The organism is Synechococcus sp. R70.1, from assembly GCF_047461675.1.
Classification (GTDB): domain Bacteria; phylum Cyanobacteriota; class Cyanobacteriia; order Thermostichales; family Thermostichaceae; genus Thermostichus.
This window is the reverse complement of sequence record NZ_JANSHR010000016.1, coordinates 18,979-39,296: the sequence shown is the minus strand read 5'-3', so window position 1 is coordinate 39,296 and position 20,318 is coordinate 18,979. Positions and strand designations below refer to the sequence as shown.

Here is a 20,318-nt window from a genome sequence, read left to right as displayed (position 1 = left end):
ATGGAAGAATCTAGGAGCTACAGGAGGGCTTAGCGGTGTCTGTCGAACCAGCGCATCAGCATTGCCGCTAGGCGCTCAGGGTTGTGGCGCACCAAGCCAGTTTCGGGATCCTCTTGCATGACGTTGGCCAGAACGGCCCGGCAGCCCAAGTAGGCTAGCTTATCCGGGTCCAAAACCACAAACTCGGAGCCGTTGCGGCGGTAACGCTCTAGGGTGCGAGGGGAGGGGGGATCCCGTTGCACTAGGACGGCATCGAACAGGCGCAGGCCCGCCACCCGATCCAAGGCCATGACGTGATCCCCAACGGTGTAGCCGTCGGTTTCCCCCGGCTCCGTCATGATGTTGCACACGTAGATGTGGGGCGCCATGTTTCTGGCCAGGGCCTCGACAATTTCAGGGACGAGGAGGTTGGGAATGATGCTGGTGTAGAGGCTGCCCGGTCCTAGCACTACCAACTCTGCTTTCTCAATAGCCTCGATTGCCTCGGGCAAGGCGGGAGGGTTGGGGGGATCGCAGCCAATGCGGCAGATGCGCCCCCTAGCTTTGGTGATGTTGGACTCACCCACGACGCGGCGGCCATCGCTTAACTCGGCCCAGAGGGTGACATCGGCTAGAGTAGCCGGCAGCACCCGTCCCTGAATGGCCAAAACCTGAGAGGTAGCGGTGATGGCCCGGACCAGGTCGCCCCCGGTTACCGCGGTGAGGGCGGTGATGAACAGGTTGCCGAAGCTATGTCCACTCAGCCCTTCCCCCGCCTGGAAGCGGTACTGGAACAGCTCGGTGAGGAGCTTTTCCTCGTTGGCCAAGGCCGTGAGGCAGTTGCGGATGTCGCCAGGGGGCAACACGCCGATCTCCCGCCGCAGGCGCCCTGAGGAGCCGCCGTCATCGGCCACGGTAACGATGGCGGTGATGTTGGAGCTGTAGTGCTTCAGCCCCCGCAGCAGGTTGGAGAGGCCGGTGCCACCCCCCAGCACCACGATGCGAGGGCCACGGCTTAGCCGCCGATGCGATAGGAGCTTATCCACCAGCGCTTCGTCCCCTTCCGGGATCAGCACATCTTCGATGGAGCGCAGGGCGCTGCGAAAACCTAGCACCGCCATCACCAAGCCAATCCCGGTTACCAAGGGACCACTGATGTTGTTCGGGATCCAGGTGGTGATCCAGCGCAGGGTAATGTCGATTAGCCGCTTCAGGCGAAAGATGGGGGTCAGCTCCGTCCAAATGGCAATGCCCAGCAGCATCAGGAGTACGCCTCCCACGGCCAGGCTCAGCCAGCGTTTGACGGCCAGGCCAGGGAAGAGCCATTTCCAGCCACTTCGCCACCAGGCAGCCTTGCGGCGGCGAGGTCCCCGGATGGGGGACTTGTTGCGGAGCTCAGGTTTACTCATGGGAAAGAACGCCGGCCAAAGGGATCCTAGCCTCTGGCTGCTCCTTGCTGGGGCCAGCAGGCGGTGCTCCAAAGCAGGCTTCCAGCTCCCGCTGCGACTCCAGCAAATGGCAGTGCTGAACCTGGAGGTTGAGCTCGGGCAGGCCAGAGCCGTTGGCAGGAAGGGTCCAAGGCTGCAAATCCTGGGCCAAGCGTTCCACCAGGGCCACGGAGCGGTGTTGTCCGCCGGTACAGCCGATGGCGACGGTTAGGTGAGGCCGCCGTTCTGCTCGATAGTGGGGCCACCAGGCCCGGAGGAGGGAAAAGATCTGCTGGTAGGTGGACTGGGTCAGCGGATCAGCAAAGAGAAACTCCTGCAGCAGCCGATCCTGGCCAGTGAGGTGGCGCAGATGGGGCTGAAAGAAAGGGTTGGGCAGAAAGCGCACGTCAAACAGCAGGTTGACCTCAGGAGGAATGCCGTACTTGAAGCCAAAGCTCACTAGCCGCAGGTTGAGGGGTTGGGGGAGCCCCTGCACCAAGGCTTGCAGTTGCTGCCGCAGTTGTTGGCTATTGAGCTCCGAGGTATCCAGCAGGTGGGTGCAGCGCTGCCGGATGGGGGCTAGTTCGCGGATTTCTTGCTCGATGGCTTCCAGCAGGCCGCCACCGGTGTGGTGGGGGTGGGGGCGGCGGTGGGCGCTAAGACGCTTGAGCAAGACCGAAGGCCGGGCTTCTAGGAACAGGAAAGGGATCCCCTGGGCTCGCATCCAGGCATCTAGCTCGGGGAGCTGCTCCCGATACTCTTGGGCGTGGAGATTTAAACTCATGGCCAAAGCGGCGTGGTGAGGCCGCATCGCTTCAACCAAGGGGATGACCTGGGCAGGCGGGATCCCTTCCAGGCCGGTGTAGCCCAGTTGCTCGAGTTGCTGAATGGCCAAAGTTTTCCCTGCTCCGGTCAGGCCGGCAAGCACCAGAACGGCTGGGGCTGCAGAGGTTGGTTTTGTCGGCTGATTGTCCATGCAGCCTATTCTAGGGCGAGGGGGGGATCTACCTCTACTGGCTAGCGGCAAAATGTCAGAGCCTGGCCGCGCACCGAGGGATCCACCTGGCCGTTTTGAAAGACGATCTGCCCGCCCACAATGGTTAGCAACGGCCAGCCCACCAACTCCCAGCCCTCGAAGGGGCTCCAGCCACATTTGGTCAGCAGCTCTTCCCGTCGCACTGGCTTGGGCGTATGCCGATCCACCAGCACCAGGTCGGCGTCGTAGCCCACCTGCAGCCGCCCCTTGTTGGGGATCCCGTAGAGGCGGGCCGGCGCCTCGCACATCCACTGCACCACCTGGTGTAGGGTACAGCGGCCCTGCTGCGCGGCTGTCAGCATCAGGGGCAAGGCCGTCTCCACCCCAGGCATGCCAGAGGGGGAGTGGGGGTAGGGCTGGGCCTTCTCGGCCAGGGTGTGGGGGGCATGGTCAGTGGCGATGCAGTCCAGAATGCCGTCGTGCAGTCCCTGCCAGAGTTGCTCCAAATTGGCGGGATCCCGCAGCGGCGGGTTCATCTGGGCCAGGGATCCTAGGCGAGCGTAATCGGCAGTGCTCAGCAGCAGGTGTTGGGGGGTAACCTCAGCGCTGACCCAAGCTGGCTTGTGCTGGCGCAGCAGCTCCACCTCCAGGCCAGTGGAGAGGTGCAAAATGTGCAGGCGGTGGCGGTAGCGGGTGGCCAAGTCTAGAGCTCGGCGCGAGGCAATCAAGGCTGCTTCTTCGTCCTGAATGAGGGAGTGAACCGCCACATCCGTACGTCCGGCAAAAAGAGCTCGGCGGGCCTGAATCCGCGCGTGATCCTCAGCGTGGACAGCAATGACCAGGTTGGGATCCGTTTCGGCAAAGATCCTCTCTAGGGCAGCCTGATCATCCACCAGTAGCGGACCATGCATGGAGCCCATGAAGATCTTGATGCCGCAGGCTCCTTGCGCCCGTTGCAGCTCCTTCAAGTTATCGGCAGTGGCTCCAATGAAAAAGCCGTAGTTGACGACGCACTTGCTGGCAGCCCGCGCCAATTTGTCCTCCAGCGTTCTCTGGTCAATTGTTGGCGGATCCGTATTGGGCATCTCCAAAAAGCTAGTTACCCCACCGCGAGCGCAGGCCCAGGATCCCGTCTGCAGGTCTTCTTTGTGCTCGCGGCCTGGCTCGCGAAAGTGAACCTGGGGATCGATCACCCCCGGCATCAGGGTATGGCCCTTGGCCTCGATGACCCTAGCCACCCCTTCTGTGGAGAGATGTTGGCCAATCTGGGCAATCCGCCCGTCCCGCACCAGCACATCTCCCACCCAGGGATCCCCTTCCGGTACCACCAGCTCGGCATTGCGGATCAGCAGGCTACTGGCCAAAGCTCCGCTTCCCCTTTCACAGGCGCTTTCAAGATAACACCTGTCGAGCAGGTTAAGAACCGGCCAATCGATGGAACAGCTAGTCGGCAGCTCAAGCTCAAGTTGCCCGAGTCTTGTCTTCCTAGCGATAGAGGTTGCAAGAGCTGCGCAGGTCGTAGCCAGAGGCCAAAACCTCTTGCTGGCGATCCCCTAAGCCAAGGTCGCAGCGCAGGAGATCCCCACTAACAGTTGTATGTGTGTGAGACTCAGTCATCCAACGAACGCCGCTTGAGCTGGCAGTGGGAGGAACAACTTCAGGAAGACGATAGTTGGGGGCTTGCCAAGGATCTTGCAAATAGCGATCCCTGTGGATCCCGCCAAATTCAATATCGGCGTAGGCAGGAGGATAAACCATGAAGTCCATTCGGAAAACTTCTGAAGCACCGCCGATAGCTGCTAGAGCTGTCTGGGCTTCTGCAACTCTGGAACGGCGAATGTGGTTAAGAAAATTGGGAATGCTAATAGCAGAGAGAATGCCGACAATTACGATTACCGCCAGCAGCTTGATCAAGGTCATGACGTGCGGAGCTTTAGTTGCTCGACGGCAGAGCATTAGATAGGCTTTATGAAGAGAAAGTCAGCTCATAGCAGCGTCTGCTTCCCCTTTGGAGCGTCAGTATCCAAGTGCAAACGACTCGGGGGCCTTTCTCCCCTATGCAGCTTGATCTCAGGTTGCCCTTTACAGACCTAAAACTTTCCTCGCCTCGTCTGGCAGGACGGAGCCTTTAGGAGCACTCCTTGCCTGTTTCTCCCTTGCTTTGCCTAGAGACCTAACCGCAGTTGGCAGGAGGTGGCTATGCTGCTCAAGCATTCCTCCTATGATGTTTCCGCATAGTGAGGAGCAAAAAGTAACGCAAGCTACAAAAGTTCCAGGTCAATGTCTCTAGGCTGGGGCGTTGGAACTTGTGAGAACCGCGGCAAGGACAGCTAGATAAGCAGGCCTTAGGCCCAACACCCCTAGCTTCTTTCCCTACGGCCGCCTTGCCCACACCAAGCCAAGTAACAACAGAGGGGGAACATGGATAACGTACGCAGCCTTTGTCCCTACTGTGGGGTTGGTTGTGGCCTAGAGATTCTGGCCGACGGCACAAAAATTCGCGGCGATCGAGCTCATCCGTCCAGCCAGGGCATGGTTTGCGTTAAGGGTGCGACTCTCCTGGAAACCCTCGATTGCAATCGGGCTACGGTGCCTCTCTATCGCCCTAGCCTCAGCGAGGATTTCCAGCCGGTGAGCTGGGATCAAGCGCTGGATTTAATTGTCGAGCGCATTCGCCAGACCTCTCCCGAAAGGATTGCCATCTACGGCTCAGGGCAGTTGCTAACCGAAGATTACTACATTGCCCAAAAGCTACTTAAGGGGTGTCTAGGAAGCAATAACTTCGACAGCAATTCCCGCCTCTGCATGTCTTCTGCCGTAGAGGGCTACAGCCAGAGTCTCGGCTCGGACGGCCCCCCCTGTAGCTACACGGATCTCGATAGCTGCGAGCTGGCTTTTTTGATCGGCACCAATACCGCTGAATGCCACCCAATTCTGTTCAATCGCTTGCGCAAGCGCCACAAAAGCGACCCAAGCCTAAAGATTGTTGTGGTGGATCCCCGTCGTACGCAGACGGCTGAGGAGGCCGATTTGTATCTGAGGATTACTCCAGGTAGCGATATTGACTTGCTCAATGGCATTGCTCACCTACTCATTCAGTGGGGCGCCATCAACCATGACTTCATTGCCCAGCACACCGAAGGCTTTGAAGCCTATGCTGCCCTGGTTGCCGACTACACCCCTGAGCAAGTAGCCAGCCGCTGTGGCCTAGAAGTTGAGGAGGTACTTGCTGTTGCGCGACTGTGGCAGCAGTCGCAGAAAACGCTTTCCATGTGGTCGATGGGGCTTAACCAGTCCAGCGAAGGCACGGCCAAGGTGACCAGCCTCATCAATCTCCATTTGCTCACCGGCCAGATAGGGTTTGCAGGGGCAGGGCCCTTTTCGCTAACAGGTCAGCCCAATGCTATGGGCGGTCGAGAAGCGGGCGGCTTGGCACATCTATTGCCCGGCTACCGCAAGGTTACGAATCCAGAGGATCGGGCAGCAGTGGAGCAGCACTGGCAGCTTGGCCCAATTAACCCTGAACCTGGCCTTGATGCGCTGGGGATGATCCGTGCCCTCGAAGCCGATGCCCTCGATATTTTCTGGATTGCCGCCACCAATCCCCTGGTGAGCCTGCCTGATCTACGTCGGGTAGAAGCAGCTCTGGCGCGGTCGCCCTTTACGATTGTCCAAGACGCCTACTTCCCCACCGAAAGCACTGCCTATGCCCATCTGGTACTCCCTGCTGCCCAGTGGGGCGAAAAGACAGGCACCATGACCAATTCGGAGCGCCGCGTTACCCTCTGTCCAGCTTGGCGTAACCCTCCTGGTGAAGCGCGGGCTGATTGGGAAATTTGGGCGGAAGTAGGCCGCCGCCTGGGCTTTGCCAAGGCATTTGACTTTGCCGATAGCGCTGAGGTCTTTGCCGAATATGTGGGTCTAACTGCCGGGCGTCTCTGCGATCAGTCTGGCCTCAGCCATGAGCTCCTGCGCCAGGGGCCTCAGCAATGGCCATATCCGCGCACAGGTTCAGTGGAGACCCGCAACCTCTATACCGATCACCGTTTCCCAACGCCCACAGGTCGTGCCCGCTTTATCCCCAGCCATTCTCGCGGCCTTGCCGAGCCGCCCGACCCTGAATATCCCTACATCCTCACCACAGGACGTCTCTATGGCCATTGGCACACCCAAACCCGCACTGGACATGTCGCCAAAATCCGAGCAATGCACCCCCAACCCTTTCTCGAAATCCATCCCCGCGATGCCAGCAAGGTAGGGCTAACTGAGGGTGACTGGGTGAGGATTGAATCACGGCGCGGCAAGGCTACCCTGCCGGTTAAAATTACCTGCGCCATCAGCCCTGGCACAGTGTTCATGCCCATGCACTGGGGGGCATTGTGGGGCAATGATACAAGCTGTAACGCTCTCACCCACCCGGTTGCCTGCCCCAGCTCAAAGCAACCTGAACTCAAAGCCTGTGCCGTCAAGCTTAGTCGCATCGAGCTGCCACCAAAATGATCTTTAAGTTTGAGCAAGACTTTGCCGACAGCCTTCGCTGCATTCCCATGATCGTGCGCTTAAAGCTCGATCAGTGCGGCATCAAGCTCAAGTTACATCAGTGGCTGCGTTTTAGTTACCAGCAGCGCCAAAGTTTGGTTGACCTGCCAACGGATACCGCTGACAACCGAGCTGCCTACCGCGCCTACCTAATTCACCTTATCGAAAGTGTCTGCCAAGAGCAGGCCGCTGAGGTAACTGTTGATCCAAACCCTGCCTGGGAAGACGCTACCACCATCCCTGACTGCGTTCTTGAGCAGGCGGCAGCCAAGGGGGTCGTGCTGACTCTTGAGCTATGGCAAAAGCTGACCCCGTTGCAGCGCTTTGCCCTCATTAAGCTCAGTCGCCCTGGCCACGAAAACCGCAATTTCCTACCCGCCTTTCAGGAATTTTCCGCACCCCACACCTATGGTCACTGTCCAGGAAGCTGAAGCCATTATTAAAGACCACTGGCTGCCAGCCAAAACCGAGTCGATCCCGATTGCAAGCTGTGTGGGCCGGGTTTTGGCAGAGCCGATCTACGCCGATCGGGACTACCCGCCAATTAACCGGGTCCTGATGGACGGTATCGCCATCAACTATGCCGCTTATGCTGCTGGGCAGCGAAGCTTTGCTGTTGCAGGCATAGCCCCTGCGGGGACAAGCCCTGCCACCCTGCCCGATCCGCAGCAGTGCTTGGAAGTGATGACTGGCTGTGCCCTGCCGCTGGGTAGTGATCTCGTCATTCCCTACGAGCAAATTCGTATCGAGGGAGGAATTGCCACCATCACCCAGGAAGTCGAACGCAACAGGGGTGATTTTGTTCATCCCCAAGGTAGCGATTGTTCTGCAGGAGCGCTGGTTCTCCGCCCCGGCATTACCCTCAAGAGCATCCACGTCGGGATCTTGGCCTCCTTTGGCTACAGCCGCATCCAAGTTGAGAGGACTCCTCGCATCAAAGTTGTGGCAACTGGCAGCGAATTGATTCCCATTGAGCAGACCCCTGCACCCTACCAACTGCGGCGCTCCAACGCTGAGGCCCTCCGAGCGGCTCTTCTTGCCTACGGGTATACCGAGGTTGAGACCGATCACCTTCCGGACGATCCTGCTGCCATTGCCACCCACTACCAAGCCAATACCCCAAACTACGACCTCTTGATTTACTCTGGGGGTGTTTCAAGGGGAAAGTGTGACTACTTGCCGGCCATCTGGCAAAGCTGTGGTGTTACTGCCTACATCCACGGCGTGGCGCAAAAGCCAGGCAAGCCAATGTGGTTTGGCATCGACCATCAGGCCAATACTATAGTTTGGGGCCTCCCAGGCAACCCCATCTCAGCTCTTGTATGTTTGCATCGTTATCTCCTCAACCGTAACACTGACTCTGGGCACCTAAGTGAAGTCATTACCTTCAAACCCAATCTCACTCTTTTTGTGCCCGTTAAGATGAGCGCCAACCGAGTCTTTACACCGATTATGCCTAACAACTCCGGAGACTTCATCGCTCTAACAGACAGCGATGGCTTTGTAGAGTTACCCCCGGCTCAAACTATCCTCAGCCCCGAGCAAAGCATCCAATTCTATCCGTGGTACTAAGATGCAGCTAGTGGATCAATGGAATCGTCGCATTCGCAAGCTAAGGGTTTCTCTAACCGATCAATGCAACCTTCGCTGCCGCTACTGCATGCCTTTGCATCCAGAATTTCTGGACAAAAGTAGCTACTTAACTCCGCAGCAATACAAAGAAATTATTGGCGAGTTGCTGGACTATGGCATTGAAGAAGTTCGCATTACAGGTGGTGAGCCTCTGGTTCGGCAAGACTTTGATGAAGTCATTCAGGAACTTGCCAAGCTGAAGATCCCGTCCCTCAGCCTAACAACCAATGGCCTGCTGCTCCACCGCTACTGGGACGTTCTCAAGGCTGCCAACGTTCTCAACCTTAATGTTAGCCTCGATAGCCTACAGCCCTCCACCCAAGCTGCAATTGCCCGTCGCGACTGCCTGGCGGATATTCTCCGTAATATCCAGGAGGGTATTGCCCGGGGATTTAGCCTCAAAGTCAATACGGTTGTAATGCGGGGGATCAACGATTGCGAGCTATTTGATTTCGTTGAGTTTGCCCGCAAGACAGGCGTGACAGTTCGCTTTCTGGAGCTGATGCGGGTCGGCTATGCCAACTCTCTCTATGAAGAACACTACGTTTCAGCACAAGAGTGCATTGCCCGTCTGCAAGAACGCTATACTCTAACCCCCCTTCCAGCGGCACCTGATTCGACAGCGTTTTACTTTACAATCGACGAGAATGTTAAAGTTGGATTTATTGCCTCTGAGTCTCAGCCCTTCTGCAGCAGCTGTTCCCGGTGGCGCTTGACAGCTGATGGTCGTCTCTTTGCCTGCCTATTTAGTGAGGAGGGTCTCTTGGTTCGAGACAAAACACCAGGCCAACGTCAGCAAATTTACCAGCAGCTTTTGGGGATGAAACCACTGCGCCGGGTTGAGCAGGTCTCACACCCAATGTACGGCTTAGGGGGCTAGCTCTATGGACAAAGCTGATCGTACATGGGCCCATCTTAATGCTCAAGGCCATCCGCATATGGTAGATATTAGCCACAAATCGGTGTCTTTGCGAACGGCCACAGCACGGGCAAGAGTTCAACTGCCACCTGCTCTCAGATCCTATGTTGTTGGCCAAGATATCCACCTGAAAAAAGGACCGGTATTTCAGACAGCAACCATTGCCGGCACAATGGCTGTTAAAAGAACTGACCAACTGATCCCCTTTTGTCATCAGATCCCTGTTGAAGACTGCACCTTTGATATCACAATTGATGATCACTTGCTTGTAACCATCCACTGCACTGTCAAGACCAGCGCTAAGACAGGGGTTGAAATGGAAGCTCTCTGTGGTGCGGCAACAGCAGCGCTGACAATCTATGACATGTGCAAGTCGGTGTCGCCCCATATCTGCATCCAGGAGACCCGCCTAGTAACTAAGTCCGGCGGCAAAAACGCCCTCCTGGAACGTCCCCTCTATGGCTTGGTGCTCACAGGGGGACGTAGCAAGCGCATGGGTCGCGATAAAGCGCTGCTGAACCCTTTTGGCAAACCCCACGCCGCCTATCTCTATGAACTGCTGCAGCCCTACTGCCAGCAGGTTTACTTGTCAGCGCGTGCCGGTCAGTGGTCGGGCACAGCTCTAGAGCTCTTGCCCACACTACCAGATCTAGTAGAAAGCGTTGGCCCGATCAGTGGCCTATTGACTGCCTTGAATACTCATCCTGAAGCTAACTGGTTGGTTGTTGCCTGTGATCTACTGAACCTTCGGTCAGAAACAATCCAAAAGCTGCTGGATCACTACCAAGCCGAAACAATCGCAACTTGCTATGTTAACCCCGAGCGCGGCTTCCCGGAAGCTCTTTGCGCCATCTATACTCCTCAAGCTGCAGCGGTACTCGAAAGGGCTTACGCGGAAGGGGTGTACTGCCCTGTGGAAATCCTCAGCAGGCAGCCCTGCACCCTAGTTACCCCCAACCATGAGGTCGAGCTCATGAACGTCAATACCGCCGAGGAGTATGCCACTTTCCAATCAGTTTGGGGTAGTTGCAGCCATGGTAACTCAATCTGTCCTAAGTAAGACCGTAACAATTCAATATGTAGCAGTGCTGCGGGAACAGGCTCAGCGGAGCAGCGAAGTACTGCAAACCAGTGCAGCAAACTACCTAGAGCTCTATCAGCAGCTGCAAGCAAAGTATGGATTTTCGCTAGCAGCGGAGGACGTTAAGGTTGCTGTCAATCATGAGTTCTGTGACTTGACTAGGCCGATAGATGAAGGTGCCTTGGTAGTTTTCATTCCACCAGTTTGTGGGGGCTAAATGCTGCGTTTTCTAATTGTGGATAGCACCATCCAGCCAGCTGAACTCAGTCGTTTGCTCGTCAATAACACAGCGGGTGCCTTAGTAACCTTCGAGGGCTGGGTACGCAACCACAGCCAGGGCAAACCTGTTCTCAGCTTGGAGTACGAAGTCTACGAGATCCTTGCCCAGAAGGAGGGCGAGAAGATCCTCCGAGAAGCCCACGCCAAGTTTGGCCTCTGCGGTGCTGTTGCCTGTCACCGCCAGGGTCATCTTGCAATTGGTGATATTGCGGTTTGGGTTGGTGCTACAGCTGAACATCGCGGCGCCGCTTTTGCTGGAGCACGTTACATCATTGATGCAATCAAGGAGCGCTTGCCCATTTGGAAAAAAGAGTACTACTGGGGTGAGCCGCCGCGTTGGGTTTTGTGTCAGAAAGCAAAGCCTTTGTTCCAGCAATTCCATAAGAACGCTATTGCTCGGCAGCCTTGCGGCGATACCCCCTAGCCTCTCTGCTAGTATCAGTGAGGTACCTGACCTGGGGCTGTAGCTCAGCCTGGATAGAGCAAGCGCCTCCTAAGCGCTAGGTCGGCGGTTCAAATCCGCCCAGTCCCGTCAGCCCTGCTGGTTTCCTAGCGGGTTCTTGGAAAAGTCTTCGGCTAGCTGCTGGAGCTGGAGGGGGCCTGGCGAGCTAACTGTCTGAGGAAAGCCAGGGGATGGCCGTTCTGGAGCTGCTGCCTCAGCCGCTCTTGCAGGAGCTCCTCCTGCCAGGGATCCCCTGACTGCAGCCACTCCAGGTAGCTGAGCCCTGCCACCCGCGTCAGATAGGCTCCGCTAGCTGCCTGCAGAGGGATCCCCATGAGCATCCAGGGGCTGGCTTTGAGGGCAGAGCTGAAGGCATGGGTAGCTAGCTCCAGTCCGCCCAGTTGCACAATCATTTGGGCCAACCGGTGAGCAATTGCCTGAGCCTGCTGCAGGGTAATGCGGCGATCGAAGACTTGGTGCAGCTCTCCAATCATGCGGGCCTGAATGGCCACCCCCGCTAGGACATCCAAGGCAGGGAGGGGGGTTACCGCCAGAGCTGCAGCCGTTGCCCACTGCATCCGCTCCACGATCTGGCGGCCCCGTTGGCAGCGCTCTTCCCGCAGGGCTTGCTGGACAGCCTCGCTCAAGGTTCGGGTTTGCAGCAGGGCGTTGGCTAGGCGCAGATGGGATCCCTTTTGCTGCAGTAGGCGGGCCATCTGCTGGATGAGGGCGGCGGTATCAGGGGGCTGGGGCTCCCAGGTCTCCTGACGGGATCCGTCCGGGAAGCAGTAGCGAACTTTCAAGGGCTCGGGGTCAGCGGCAATGGCCACCACCTGCTTAGGAGGAATGACGCCGGCAGTGCGGCGGCGCAGGTGGGTTAGGACGGTCTCCACATCTTCCGGCAGCATTTGATCCGTCTTGTTGAGGGCTAGGATAGTGGCTTTCCCCAACCGAGCCAACTCCAGCAGCTCCGCGTATTCCGAAGCCAGCAGATCCCCGGCCACCACCACAATCAACAGATCCGCTTTCTGGGCGAGGGCGCGGGCCTCTGCTTCGCCGGCACCGCCGATGGTCAATAGCCCAGGGGTATCGGTGAGGTAAATGGGGCTGTTCCAACCTTCCAGTTGATAGGTGTGAATGGAGCCCTGCTGGGTGGTGCCCAGAGTGGGGGCAGTTTCCCCAACCGGCCGCCCCAGCAGAGCGTTGATGAGAGAGGTTTTGCCAGCAGAAGCCGTGCCAAACACCACTAGGTGCAATGCCTCCTCAGCCAGCCGCCGATCGATCTCCTGTTTCTTGGCTTGCAGGGCACGGCGGCTGATGTCGTTTTGCAACTTCTGGATAAGGGAATCGACATCCTGCAGATCTGCCTGCACCTGAGCCCGCGTCAACTTAACCCGCCGCCGCGGCTTGGCCCCTGGGGTGGGCTCCCTTTGTCCTCGGCAAACCTGCTGCCACCAGTGGCGCACCACCAGCCCCGTAGTCACCGTTCCTCCCAGAATGCCGGCCACGGTCAGGTCGGCCAGCGGTTCCGAGTAGGAGGCGATAGAGCTGTGGATGCCGCCAACCCACTGCAGGTACTGGCTCAAGGCCACTAGTCCTAGCCCTGTCAATAACCACAGCCAAGTGGAGCGCGACAACACTATGCCAACTCCCCGTCTGCCCAAATGTTTCCCTATCTCCCCCCAGCCGCTTCTTGAGCAGGGGGCGTGCTGTAGCTGAGCATACAGTCAATTGCTCTCAGCTAATTCAGGCCAGGGATCCCTGCCAAGACGCTCAAGACCCCTGGTGGCTCCGACGGCGCTGGCAAGAACTTACCCCCGCGGTAATCCAATAGCTGCGTCAGCAACAAATAGCCCACCCCCAAAGCAATGGCCAGAACTCCCGTAATAATAGCTACCCACTTGGGCCGTTCCACGCCGGGCCTCCTCAATCAACCGCTAGACTTATCTTATTGCCCCAAAGCTCTGGCGATGACTGAGGTGATGCCGTTGGGGGCTCGAACATAGAGCAGTGGGACGGGGCTTTATGCCCAGTTTTTCGGCAAAGTTCGGTATTCTGAAGGGGGTTGCTGCAAGGGGAAAAGGGGATGAACCGGATCCCGTCTTGGTGGCGGCAACTGCGCCGTTGGCTGCCCTGGGCCGCCCTGCTGTTGATCCTGGTAGCAGTTGGCTACTGGGTAGGCCCTCGGCCCTCTCCCCAAGAACCAGAGCTGCCCACCCTGGCCCCTCTGCCGCAGCACCCTCGCATCCGGGTGGCGTTTAACCAAAGCCGCGAGAGCACCTATCGGGATCCCTATCGCCAGATCCACCGCTACGGCTACAACCTGGAGGAGTTGATTATCTCCCAGATTCGTTCTGCTCGGCGGTCGGTGGATGTGGCGGTACAGGAGCTAAACTTGCCCCTCATCGCCCAGGCCCTTGCAGAGCGGCGGCAGGCCGGGATCCCAGTGCGCGTGATTACCGAAAACACCTACGTGCGGGCCTGGCACCGGCTGACCCCTGCCGAAGTGCAGGCGCTGGACGAGCGCAGCCGTCAAAAGTTCGAAGAGTATCGCCGTCTGGTGGATGTAAACCGGGACGGGCGGTTTTCCCCCGAGGAGGTCGCCAGCCGGGACGTGTACGCCTTGCTGGATAGAGGCCAGGTGCCCTGGCTGGACGACACCGCCGACGGCTCCAAGGGCAGCGGCCTGATGCATCACAAGTTTGTAGTTATCGACGGGCAGCGGGTGCTGACTGGCTCAGCCAATTTCACCCTCTCCGATATCCATGGGGATTTCGATGCTCCTGGCAGCGTGGGCAATGCCAACCACCTGCTGCTACTGGATAGCCCCGAGCTGGCCCGCATCTATACGGAGGAGTTCAACCTCATGTGGGGGGACGGGCCGGGAGGGCTGCCCGATAGCCGCTTTGGCGTGCAAAAGCGCAAGCGACCCCTGCAGACGGTGTTGATTGACGATGCCGTCGTGGAGGTGCATTTTTCCCCCGCCAGCCGTTCCCTGCCCTATGAGGCTACTTCTAACGGCATTATTGCGACCACCCTGGCCCAAGCGCAGAAGCGGGTGGATCTGGCTCTGTTTGTCTTTACCGACTCTGGCATTGCCAACCAGCTCCGGCAACTGCACCAGGAGCGCAAGGTGGAGATCCGCGGCCTGTTTGATCCCGGCTTTGCCTTCCGCGACTACAGCCGCACCCTAGAGATGTGGGGGTTGGCGCTTCCAGACGAAAACTGCCGCCTGGATCCGGCCCGCCTGCCCTGGCAGCAGCCCCCCCAAGCCATAGGCATACCCAACCTCGCCCCCGGCGACAAGCTACACCACAAGTTCGCTATTCTCGATCCCGGCACCCCCCAGGCCACGGTGATCACCGGCTCCCACAACTGGTCAGTCTCGGCCAACCACCTCAACGACGAAAACCTCTTGATTATCCGCAATAGGCAGGTGGTGGATCACTTTGTGCGAGAGTTCGAGCGGCTCCTGGCCGAGGCCCGCTTTGGCCCCAGCCGTCGCTTGCGGGAGGAAGTAGAGGAAGCAGCCCGCCGCTGCCCCAACCCCCTTCCGCTTGCCCCTACTTCCCCCACAGTAGAGCCGGAGCTGCTAGAGGCCACCTCGAGGTCCTCCCCTTCGCTAGCTACCCCCAGTCCCCCTCGCGTTAACTTGAACACAGCCACGGCAGCCGAACTGGAGCAGTTGCCTGGCATCGGCCCAGACCTGGCGCAACGGATTATCGAGGCCCGCCCCTTTGCTTCTTTGGAGGATCTGCAGCGCGTTAAGGGCATCGGCCCAGCCAAGATGGAGCAACTGCGGGGTCGAGTAACTTGGTAGGGATCCCCCCTTTGGCAAGCAGAAACGCCGCCTATGGCCCAGTGGTCCCTCCATCCCTGCTCCCAGTCCAGCGCCAGGGTTCTCCTCATTCCCACTGCCTTTGGCCCGGATACCCAAGCTCCGTTGACCATCCTCAATGCAGGCGCAGAACTGTGTGCTTTTGAGCCGCGCTTGGGGATCGATGTGGATCAGCTGGCGGTGGCGCAGTTGCCGGGGCTGATGGATGAGCCACCCTATGGCCTGTGTGAGGCAGCAGTGACCCAGGCCTGGCGACGACAACAGTGGCCGGTCTTGTTGCCTTCGGTTCTAGCAGCCAGTTGGGGGGCCATTCGTGCCCTTTGGAAGCACTACTTGAGTCTCAGTGTGGTGCATTGCAGCGCTCATGCCAACTTCATGCCCCCCATAGAGATGACCCAGCCAGATCAAGATATGAGCTACGGCAACGGCGCTTGGGTAGAGCTGCTCTACCAGCACGGCCTGCCGGTAGTGCACGTGGGGCTGCGCAGCAGCAGTGCCCGCGCCTACGCTTGGCTAAGAGACCACCACAGCCCCATTTTCTGGGCTCAAGAGGCCTGGGATCCGCAGCAGGTCGTCGAGGCTTTGCCGGAGCAGCCAGTGTTTTTGGTGGTGGACTGTAGCGTGCTGGATCCCTCGCTAGCGCCAGCAGTGCACTACCCAGAGCCAGGGGGGCTGAGCTGGTTTCGGTTGTTACAAACTTGTGAGGCCATCTTCGCTGCTCGTCCTGTGGTCGGCGTCTCCCTGGGAGGGGTGGCGGTAAGCTCGGCAACGCGACCAACTGCCCGCATTGCAGCTCGTCTTCTCAATTGGCTGCTGGCCTGTTACGGCCTCTACTCCCTGAAGCTGGATCCCAACCCCGCTAGTCTCGAGCGGCTGGAAAATGAGTCTGGCCTATGAAGTCTTTCGCAGGTGTTCTTCCGGAGGTGGGGTCTACCAGTAGCACCTTTTGGCCCAGCTTCACCGTTGGTTGGCCAAGGGCGGACGCTGGAGACAGCTTCACTCCAGAGAGCATGGCTGCTTAAGAGGCCGATGCGGCTGACGGCTCTGCCTTGGATTCTGCCGGAAGCGGGAAACTGGGCAAGAACGAGGCCCGCGTCAAGGGTTGGTCAAGAATCAGCCCTTCTCCCCCTAGCACTTCGAGGGCCTGTCCCTCCACGGAGATCCAAACCCGTGCATTAGGGTTTTGGCTAGTAACCGTGTAGAGTACCTGGGCAATCCGACCCATCATTGCGGTGGATCCCCCCCCTTGCGTAAATTCGGGGGAGAAGTTCAAAAAAATATCGTCGCCTTCCACCCGTACATCCAGCACCCGCGTCTGGGGAGGAATAGCGGTGGTGAGGCGGGGATCCTTGGGTCCAGCGATCAACTCCTCCAGAGCCCTACGAATGGCCTCTTGGGCGTCGAAGGCGCGAAGGGAGCGCTCCTGCTGCACGTAGTGGATAGAGTTGTCAACCGTGGTCAGCCAATACAGGGAAAAAGTTTGCCGCGGCCCCCTGCTGTACCACCAGGCTCCTCCCACAAGCCCCAATCCCACCAAGAAGCCAAGCACTCCCACTTGCAGGGCCTGGCCACGCGGTCGGCGGGGGCGTTGCTCCCCCTCCCTGAGGAAGCCGAGTTGGGCAGGCCGCCCTTCGTAGTGGCTCATTGCTGCCAATCTCTTTGCTTTACTAGCTCTAGGGTAGCGGAGAAAAGCTCTCTCTGCCGGGAGACAAGCCTAAGAGAAGCTCAATTGACGTTCTACCCAGCCCTAGAGGGGGATCCTTTCCCAGCTTGCTCTCTCAAGAGCAAGGGGCAACTACCGTCAGCTCGAGCCGGGGGAGATCCCTCTGGGGGGTAGTAGCCGGTTGCGGAAGCAGGAAGAAAGAAAAGTCTGCTCTAGAAAAGTGGCACGGCAGGGCCTACGCCGCCTTGGTCAACCTCAACCAACGCACAAGCCGTCGCAGCTCTACCAGCAGCACACCAGCTACACCCGTCAGGATCCAGCCCAGCCACTCGGCTGCCGTGCCCAGGTAGCGCACCTTCACGCGATGCTCTCCCGGGGGAATCCGTACCTGCAACAGCCCCGACCCGTCGTGTTCGGCAGCCCTAAACTGTCCATCAATTTGAACCCGCCAAGCGGGGTAGTAAAACGTGCGCAAGACTACGGGCTGCTCTTGAGTCGTGGGATTGATGGCGCGAAAGCGGCGATAGCCATAGCGCCACTCTTCCACCTGTAGCTGCGCGGCCGGATCCTCCAGCTCGCCTTGCCACTGGAGCAGCGGATCCACCTGCGGGGGCGGCATGGGCCGCGTGGCCTGGCGGGGCCGGTATTCCTGCGCATCCACCAGCGCCAGCCCATCGGGAAAGCGCCAGTGCAGGTGCAAGAAAGCAATGCCGGGCCTCTCTTGGGGCTCCTTAGGAAACTGCTTAGCTGTAGCCAGCTCTTGAAAAGTTTGAACAAGCTGTGGATCAAAGCTGGCCTTGGACAAGAGTTGAAAGCCCTGCCAAGTTTGCACCCCCATAGCTAGTCCGATCCCCACCAGCAAGAGAAGCCGCAGGCGCCTTTGCCCCCATCCCCAACCCGCTAGAGATCCCAAAAGCCAGGGCACGGTTACCGCCGTCACTGCCATCCAGCGCCAGGAAAATTGAATGCGTTGCAGGGGCAGAAACCACTCGTAGAGCCAAGCCAGCAGATCCGTCGTCATCAGCAGCGCCACCAGGCTAGCCCCAAAGCTGTAGAGCAAGGTAGCTCTGGCAAGGGAGCCAGCCGCATCAAAACTCCCCCCCGGCCGGCGGACCAGCCATTCTAGAAAAACTAAGATCCCAACGCCCACCACAACCGCTGCCATCCAGACCCAGTACCCCACCAGGTTGCTCTCAAACCAGTGCTCTGTCCAGCGCGGCTGAAGCTGAGTTAGCCCGCTCAGCATTAAGCGATGCTGGGGCATGTATTCCTCGGCAAAGTTGACAAAATCCACCTGGACATGGCGCTGATCCCAGAAAGCCGGCAGCAAATAAAAAGCCGCCCACCCCAGTCCCAGACCAAATCCCAGGTAGCAGCGTCCCACCCTAGTCCAGAAGGGATCCCTTCCCCCCACCACCCACGGCAGAGGCAGCCAAACCAGAGTAAAAATCAGCAAAGTGGGCAGGTGGGAGAGCGCTAGTAGGCCATAGCTCAGAGCCAAAGCCCCGATCGGCCAGAGGGACTGAGGCCGGCAAATCACCTGCAGCGAGGCCCAGAAAACCCAGGGGGAGACGGCAATGGCCCACACTTCTCCAATTGCACCCCGTTGGTAGATATCCACCAACCAATAGGGGCCGGCCATGCTCAGCAGGGCCAAGACCAGCGCCAAAGCCCAAGGAAGCACCTGCCGCAGCAGAACGTATAGCCCCAGCCCAAAGACCGCCATCGCCAGACCCATGCTGGCCACCAGGGATCCAGGCAGGTCCAGCCCCAGGGCGCGAAAGGGCAGGGTGGCTACCATACACAAAGGCGGGTAGAAGGCAAAGGTGGGATTGCCGTAGCCGAAGTTGGAGTACTCCAGCCAGCGGGGGTAAAACTGCCCGCCGAAAAACTGGCGCTGATACTGAAAGGCCCAACTGAGGTTGAAGTGGGTGGAGTGAGTCATGGGATAGCCTTGCTGCAGCATTGGCCAGAGCAGGGCCAACACTCCGGCCAGCAGCGCAAGCCCGACCAACAGCCCCGGTTGGCGTAACGCTTTCACCATTTCCAAGAGCCCGCCTTTCGCGCACCGGGCAGATGTTTTCGATAGCTCCACTCCAGGCCGCAGGTCAACTTCCAGCTTCTGTAGCAGGCGTTAGCCAGACAGACAGCCTTGGGCCTACCTCCCTCTTGGCCAGGAACTAATAGCGAATCCAAGCATAGGCAGCCTCAGAGAGCACCGGCACCTCGGCGTAGCGGCCACGCAGGTTCTGGGACCAAGCGTAGAGAGTAACAGCCATCACTCCCAGAAGGGCAGTGTTGGCCAAAATGCTGCCCACTGCCCCTAGCGCTAGGCTGCCAAGGAGCCTACCCAACACCTGCAGCAGCACTTGCACCAAGAACAGGGCAATGTTGAGCAGCAGCGCCTGCATGGTATTGAAGCGAACAAAGTGGGCGATGCGGCCGTTGCGGATGACGAAAAAGAGGAGGGCAAAGAACAGCCCCATCCCCAGCCAGCCCGTGACCAGAGGCAACAAATGCAGTAGCGGTAGAAAGATAGGGATCAGTCCTGGCAGGGATTGAAACAGCCCCGAGGGGACAAAGCCCAAGGGCAAAGCCGATACCAAAGGCAGAAGGTAAGGAAGGGATCCCCACAGCCGTTCGCGCCAGCGGGCCGGAGGCCTTTCGCTGGGAGTGATGTTGCTGCGCCAGGTCATGTCCTCGAGTCCCTCAGCTCACTGCAGTGGTCGCTAGAGTCTGCTTGTTTGGGCAATGCCGCTCCCTTGCCAGAGGAAAAGGGCAGACAAGCCTTGGGCCCATTGTAGTCGATAGGTTTGGGGGGCTCCACGGGCTGGCTCGAAAGCCAGCTTCCCTTTTTTTGCGGCAAGACGTTCAGGGCGAGCATTCCAGCCGTTCGCGCAGCGGGACGGAGTCCTTTCTGGACTGGTATAATCGACGCCAACTCTCGGCTGTGCAGAGATCTATGAAAATCTCATCCTCTCCCCCTACTCGCCTCGTCGCCGCCTTGCTCTGGAAGGCCTGGTCTGGGCTCATCGGCTTTCTCAACGACCGTCTGTTGCCGGAGCGCTTCCACGTTCGGCCTGAGGCTTTGCCGGAGTGGCTGGCACAACTCTGGGGTCGCTACCTGCGCTATCGACAAGCCTCTCGTCCAGGGAAGATCCAGTTTCGCGGCCTGACGGTGGATCCCAGCCAAGGGGAATCCTCAGCTTCCCTGGTCGGGTCTAGCTTGCTCCGCTACCGTGGCTGCCCTCTGGAGAGGGTTGCCCACCCCCTCCCCCATCAACCCTTTCCCGTTCGCGTCAGCGGGACGGAGTCCTTAACCCCTTTTGTGCCCCCCTACTGGAGGCTGCTCAATACGCTGCGCTTGAAGTTGAGCCTGGCCGATGTCGATAGCTATTCGGTCACGCCGGCCCTACAGCGGGTTTACCGCGGCCAAGAGTTCTAACGCCAGCCCAAGAGCAGCGGAGTAGAGGGTGGGGAGACGATCCGACCCACGGAAAGCTGAGAATTCCTTTCTCGCTAGGGGCTAAGACCTTCTACAGT

General features: G+C 58.8%; 19 protein-coding genes and 1 tRNA gene. 11 read left to right on the top strand and 9 right to left on the bottom strand.

Features of this window, described 5'->3' with window-relative positions:
• Positions 1-29 precede the first annotated feature (29 nt).
• From NW807_RS02050 to NW807_RS02035, 4 genes are all read right to left on the bottom strand, one after another.
• Complete coding sequence (locus tag NW807_RS02050; protein WP_414406236.1) at positions 30-1,388, bottom strand: gluconeogenesis factor YvcK family protein; 1,359 nt, start codon at positions 1,386-1,388, stop codon at positions 30-32.
• Positions 1,381-2,382, bottom strand: coding sequence for an RNase adapter RapZ (gene rapZ / locus NW807_RS02045; RefSeq protein WP_414425149.1), 1,002 nt, complete (start codon positions 2,380-2,382; stop codon positions 1,381-1,383). Before rapZ ends, NW807_RS02050 begins: the two co-directional genes overlap by 8 nt.
• Positions 2,383-2,423: 41 nt before the next feature.
• Positions 2,424-3,746 carry a dihydroorotase gene (locus NW807_RS02040; protein WP_414425148.1) on the bottom strand — a complete coding sequence of 441 codons (1,323 nt, stop codon included), beginning with the start codon at positions 3,744-3,746 and terminating at the stop codon, positions 2,424-2,426.
• A gap of 121 nt (positions 3,747-3,867) precedes the next feature.
• Positions 3,868-4,302: a type IV pilin protein gene (locus NW807_RS02035; protein ID WP_099812592.1), complete on the bottom strand. Its 435-nt coding sequence runs from the start codon at positions 4,300-4,302 to the stop codon at positions 3,868-3,870.
• Positions 4,303-4,803: 501 nt separating this feature from the next.
• On the opposite strand from NW807_RS02035, the gene NW807_RS02030 reads away from it, so the two are divergent.
• The 8 genes from NW807_RS02030 to NW807_RS01995 all read left to right on the top strand — a co-directional run bounded on the left by NW807_RS02030 (position 4,804) and on the right by NW807_RS01995 (position 11,364).
• A complete protein-coding gene (locus tag NW807_RS02030; RefSeq protein ID WP_414393104.1) occupies positions 4,804-6,882 on the top strand; it encodes a molybdopterin oxidoreductase family protein in 2,079 nt (692 codons plus the stop codon).
• Positions 6,879-7,352 (top strand): nitrate reductase associated protein, encoded by a 474-nt coding sequence (locus NW807_RS02025; RefSeq protein WP_011429093.1) that lies wholly within the window; start codon positions 6,879-6,881, stop codon positions 7,350-7,352. Before NW807_RS02030 ends, NW807_RS02025 begins: the two co-directional genes overlap by 4 nt.
• Complete coding sequence (locus NW807_RS02020; RefSeq protein WP_011429092.1) at positions 7,330-8,493, top strand: molybdopterin molybdotransferase MoeA; 1,164 nt, start codon at positions 7,330-7,332, stop codon at positions 8,491-8,493. The genes NW807_RS02025 and NW807_RS02020 overlap by 23 nt, the downstream gene beginning before the upstream one ends.
• A gap of 1 nt (position 8,494) precedes the next feature.
• Positions 8,495-9,433: a GTP 3',8-cyclase MoaA gene (gene moaA / locus NW807_RS02015; protein ID WP_414425147.1), complete on the top strand. Its 939-nt coding sequence runs from the start codon at positions 8,495-8,497 to the stop codon at positions 9,431-9,433.
• A 4-nt stretch (positions 9,434-9,437) separates the two neighbouring features.
• Positions 9,438-10,532: a cyclic pyranopterin monophosphate synthase MoaC gene (moaC, locus tag NW807_RS02010; protein ID WP_011429090.1), complete on the top strand. Its 1,095-nt coding sequence runs from the start codon at positions 9,438-9,440 to the stop codon at positions 10,530-10,532.
• Positions 10,471-10,770 carry a MoaD/ThiS family protein gene (locus tag NW807_RS02005; protein ID WP_346426097.1) on the top strand — a complete coding sequence of 100 codons (300 nt, stop codon included), beginning with the start codon at positions 10,471-10,473 and terminating at the stop codon, positions 10,768-10,770. Before moaC ends, NW807_RS02005 begins: the two co-directional genes overlap by 62 nt.
• On the top strand, positions 10,771-11,256 hold the full coding sequence (locus NW807_RS02000) for a molybdopterin synthase catalytic subunit (RefSeq protein ID WP_011429088.1): 486 nt from the start codon (positions 10,771-10,773) through the stop codon (positions 11,254-11,256).
• Positions 11,257-11,289: 33 nt separating this feature from the next.
• A tRNA-Arg gene (locus NW807_RS01995) sits at positions 11,290-11,364 on the top strand.
• 44 nt (positions 11,365-11,408) lie between these two features.
• Here NW807_RS01995 and NW807_RS01990 read toward each other — a convergent pair.
• Both NW807_RS01990 and NW807_RS01985 read right to left on the bottom strand, forming a co-directional pair.
• Positions 11,409-12,914, bottom strand: coding sequence for a YcjF family protein (locus tag NW807_RS01990; protein ID WP_414425146.1), 1,506 nt, complete (start codon positions 12,912-12,914; stop codon positions 11,409-11,411).
• Between the two features lie 101 nt (positions 12,915-13,015).
• The gene (locus NW807_RS01985; RefSeq protein WP_414393095.1) at positions 13,016-13,189 is read right to left on the bottom strand and encodes a hypothetical protein; all 174 of its coding nucleotides are present in this window, start codon (positions 13,187-13,189) and stop codon (positions 13,016-13,018) included.
• A 171-nt stretch (positions 13,190-13,360) separates the two neighbouring features.
• Between NW807_RS01985 and NW807_RS01980 the strand changes: the two genes are divergently transcribed.
• Both NW807_RS01980 and NW807_RS01975 read left to right on the top strand, forming a co-directional pair.
• Positions 13,361-15,094 (top strand): phospholipase D-like domain-containing protein, encoded by a 1,734-nt coding sequence (locus NW807_RS01980; protein ID WP_414425145.1) that lies wholly within the window; start codon positions 13,361-13,363, stop codon positions 15,092-15,094.
• A 33-nt stretch (positions 15,095-15,127) separates the two neighbouring features.
• The gene (locus NW807_RS01975; protein ID WP_414425144.1) at positions 15,128-16,009 is read left to right on the top strand and encodes an arginase family protein; all 882 of its coding nucleotides are present in this window, start codon (positions 15,128-15,130) and stop codon (positions 16,007-16,009) included.
• 121 nt (positions 16,010-16,130) lie between these two features.
• Here NW807_RS01975 and NW807_RS01970 read toward each other — a convergent pair whose 3' ends face one another.
• The 3 genes from NW807_RS01970 to NW807_RS01960 all read right to left on the bottom strand — a co-directional run bounded on the left by NW807_RS01970 (position 16,131) and on the right by NW807_RS01960 (position 19,471).
• On the bottom strand, positions 16,131-16,757 hold the full coding sequence (locus NW807_RS01970) for a GerMN domain-containing protein (RefSeq protein ID WP_414406285.1): 627 nt from the start codon (positions 16,755-16,757) through the stop codon (positions 16,131-16,133).
• Positions 16,758-17,010: 253 nt separating this feature from the next.
• Positions 17,011-18,819 carry a 6-pyruvoyl-tetrahydropterin synthase-related protein gene (locus NW807_RS01965; RefSeq protein WP_414425143.1) on the bottom strand — a complete coding sequence of 603 codons (1,809 nt, stop codon included), beginning with the start codon at positions 18,817-18,819 and terminating at the stop codon, positions 17,011-17,013.
• Between the two features lie 136 nt (positions 18,820-18,955).
• Complete coding sequence (locus tag NW807_RS01960) at positions 18,956-19,471, bottom strand: Tic20 family protein (protein ID WP_414410569.1); 516 nt, start codon at positions 19,469-19,471, stop codon at positions 18,956-18,958.
• A 266-nt stretch (positions 19,472-19,737) separates the two neighbouring features.
• Between NW807_RS01960 and NW807_RS01955 the strand changes: the two genes are divergently transcribed.
• Positions 19,738-20,220 (top strand): hypothetical protein, encoded by a 483-nt coding sequence (locus NW807_RS01955; protein WP_414425142.1) that lies wholly within the window; start codon positions 19,738-19,740, stop codon positions 20,218-20,220.
• Positions 20,221-20,318: the final 98 nt, after the last annotated feature.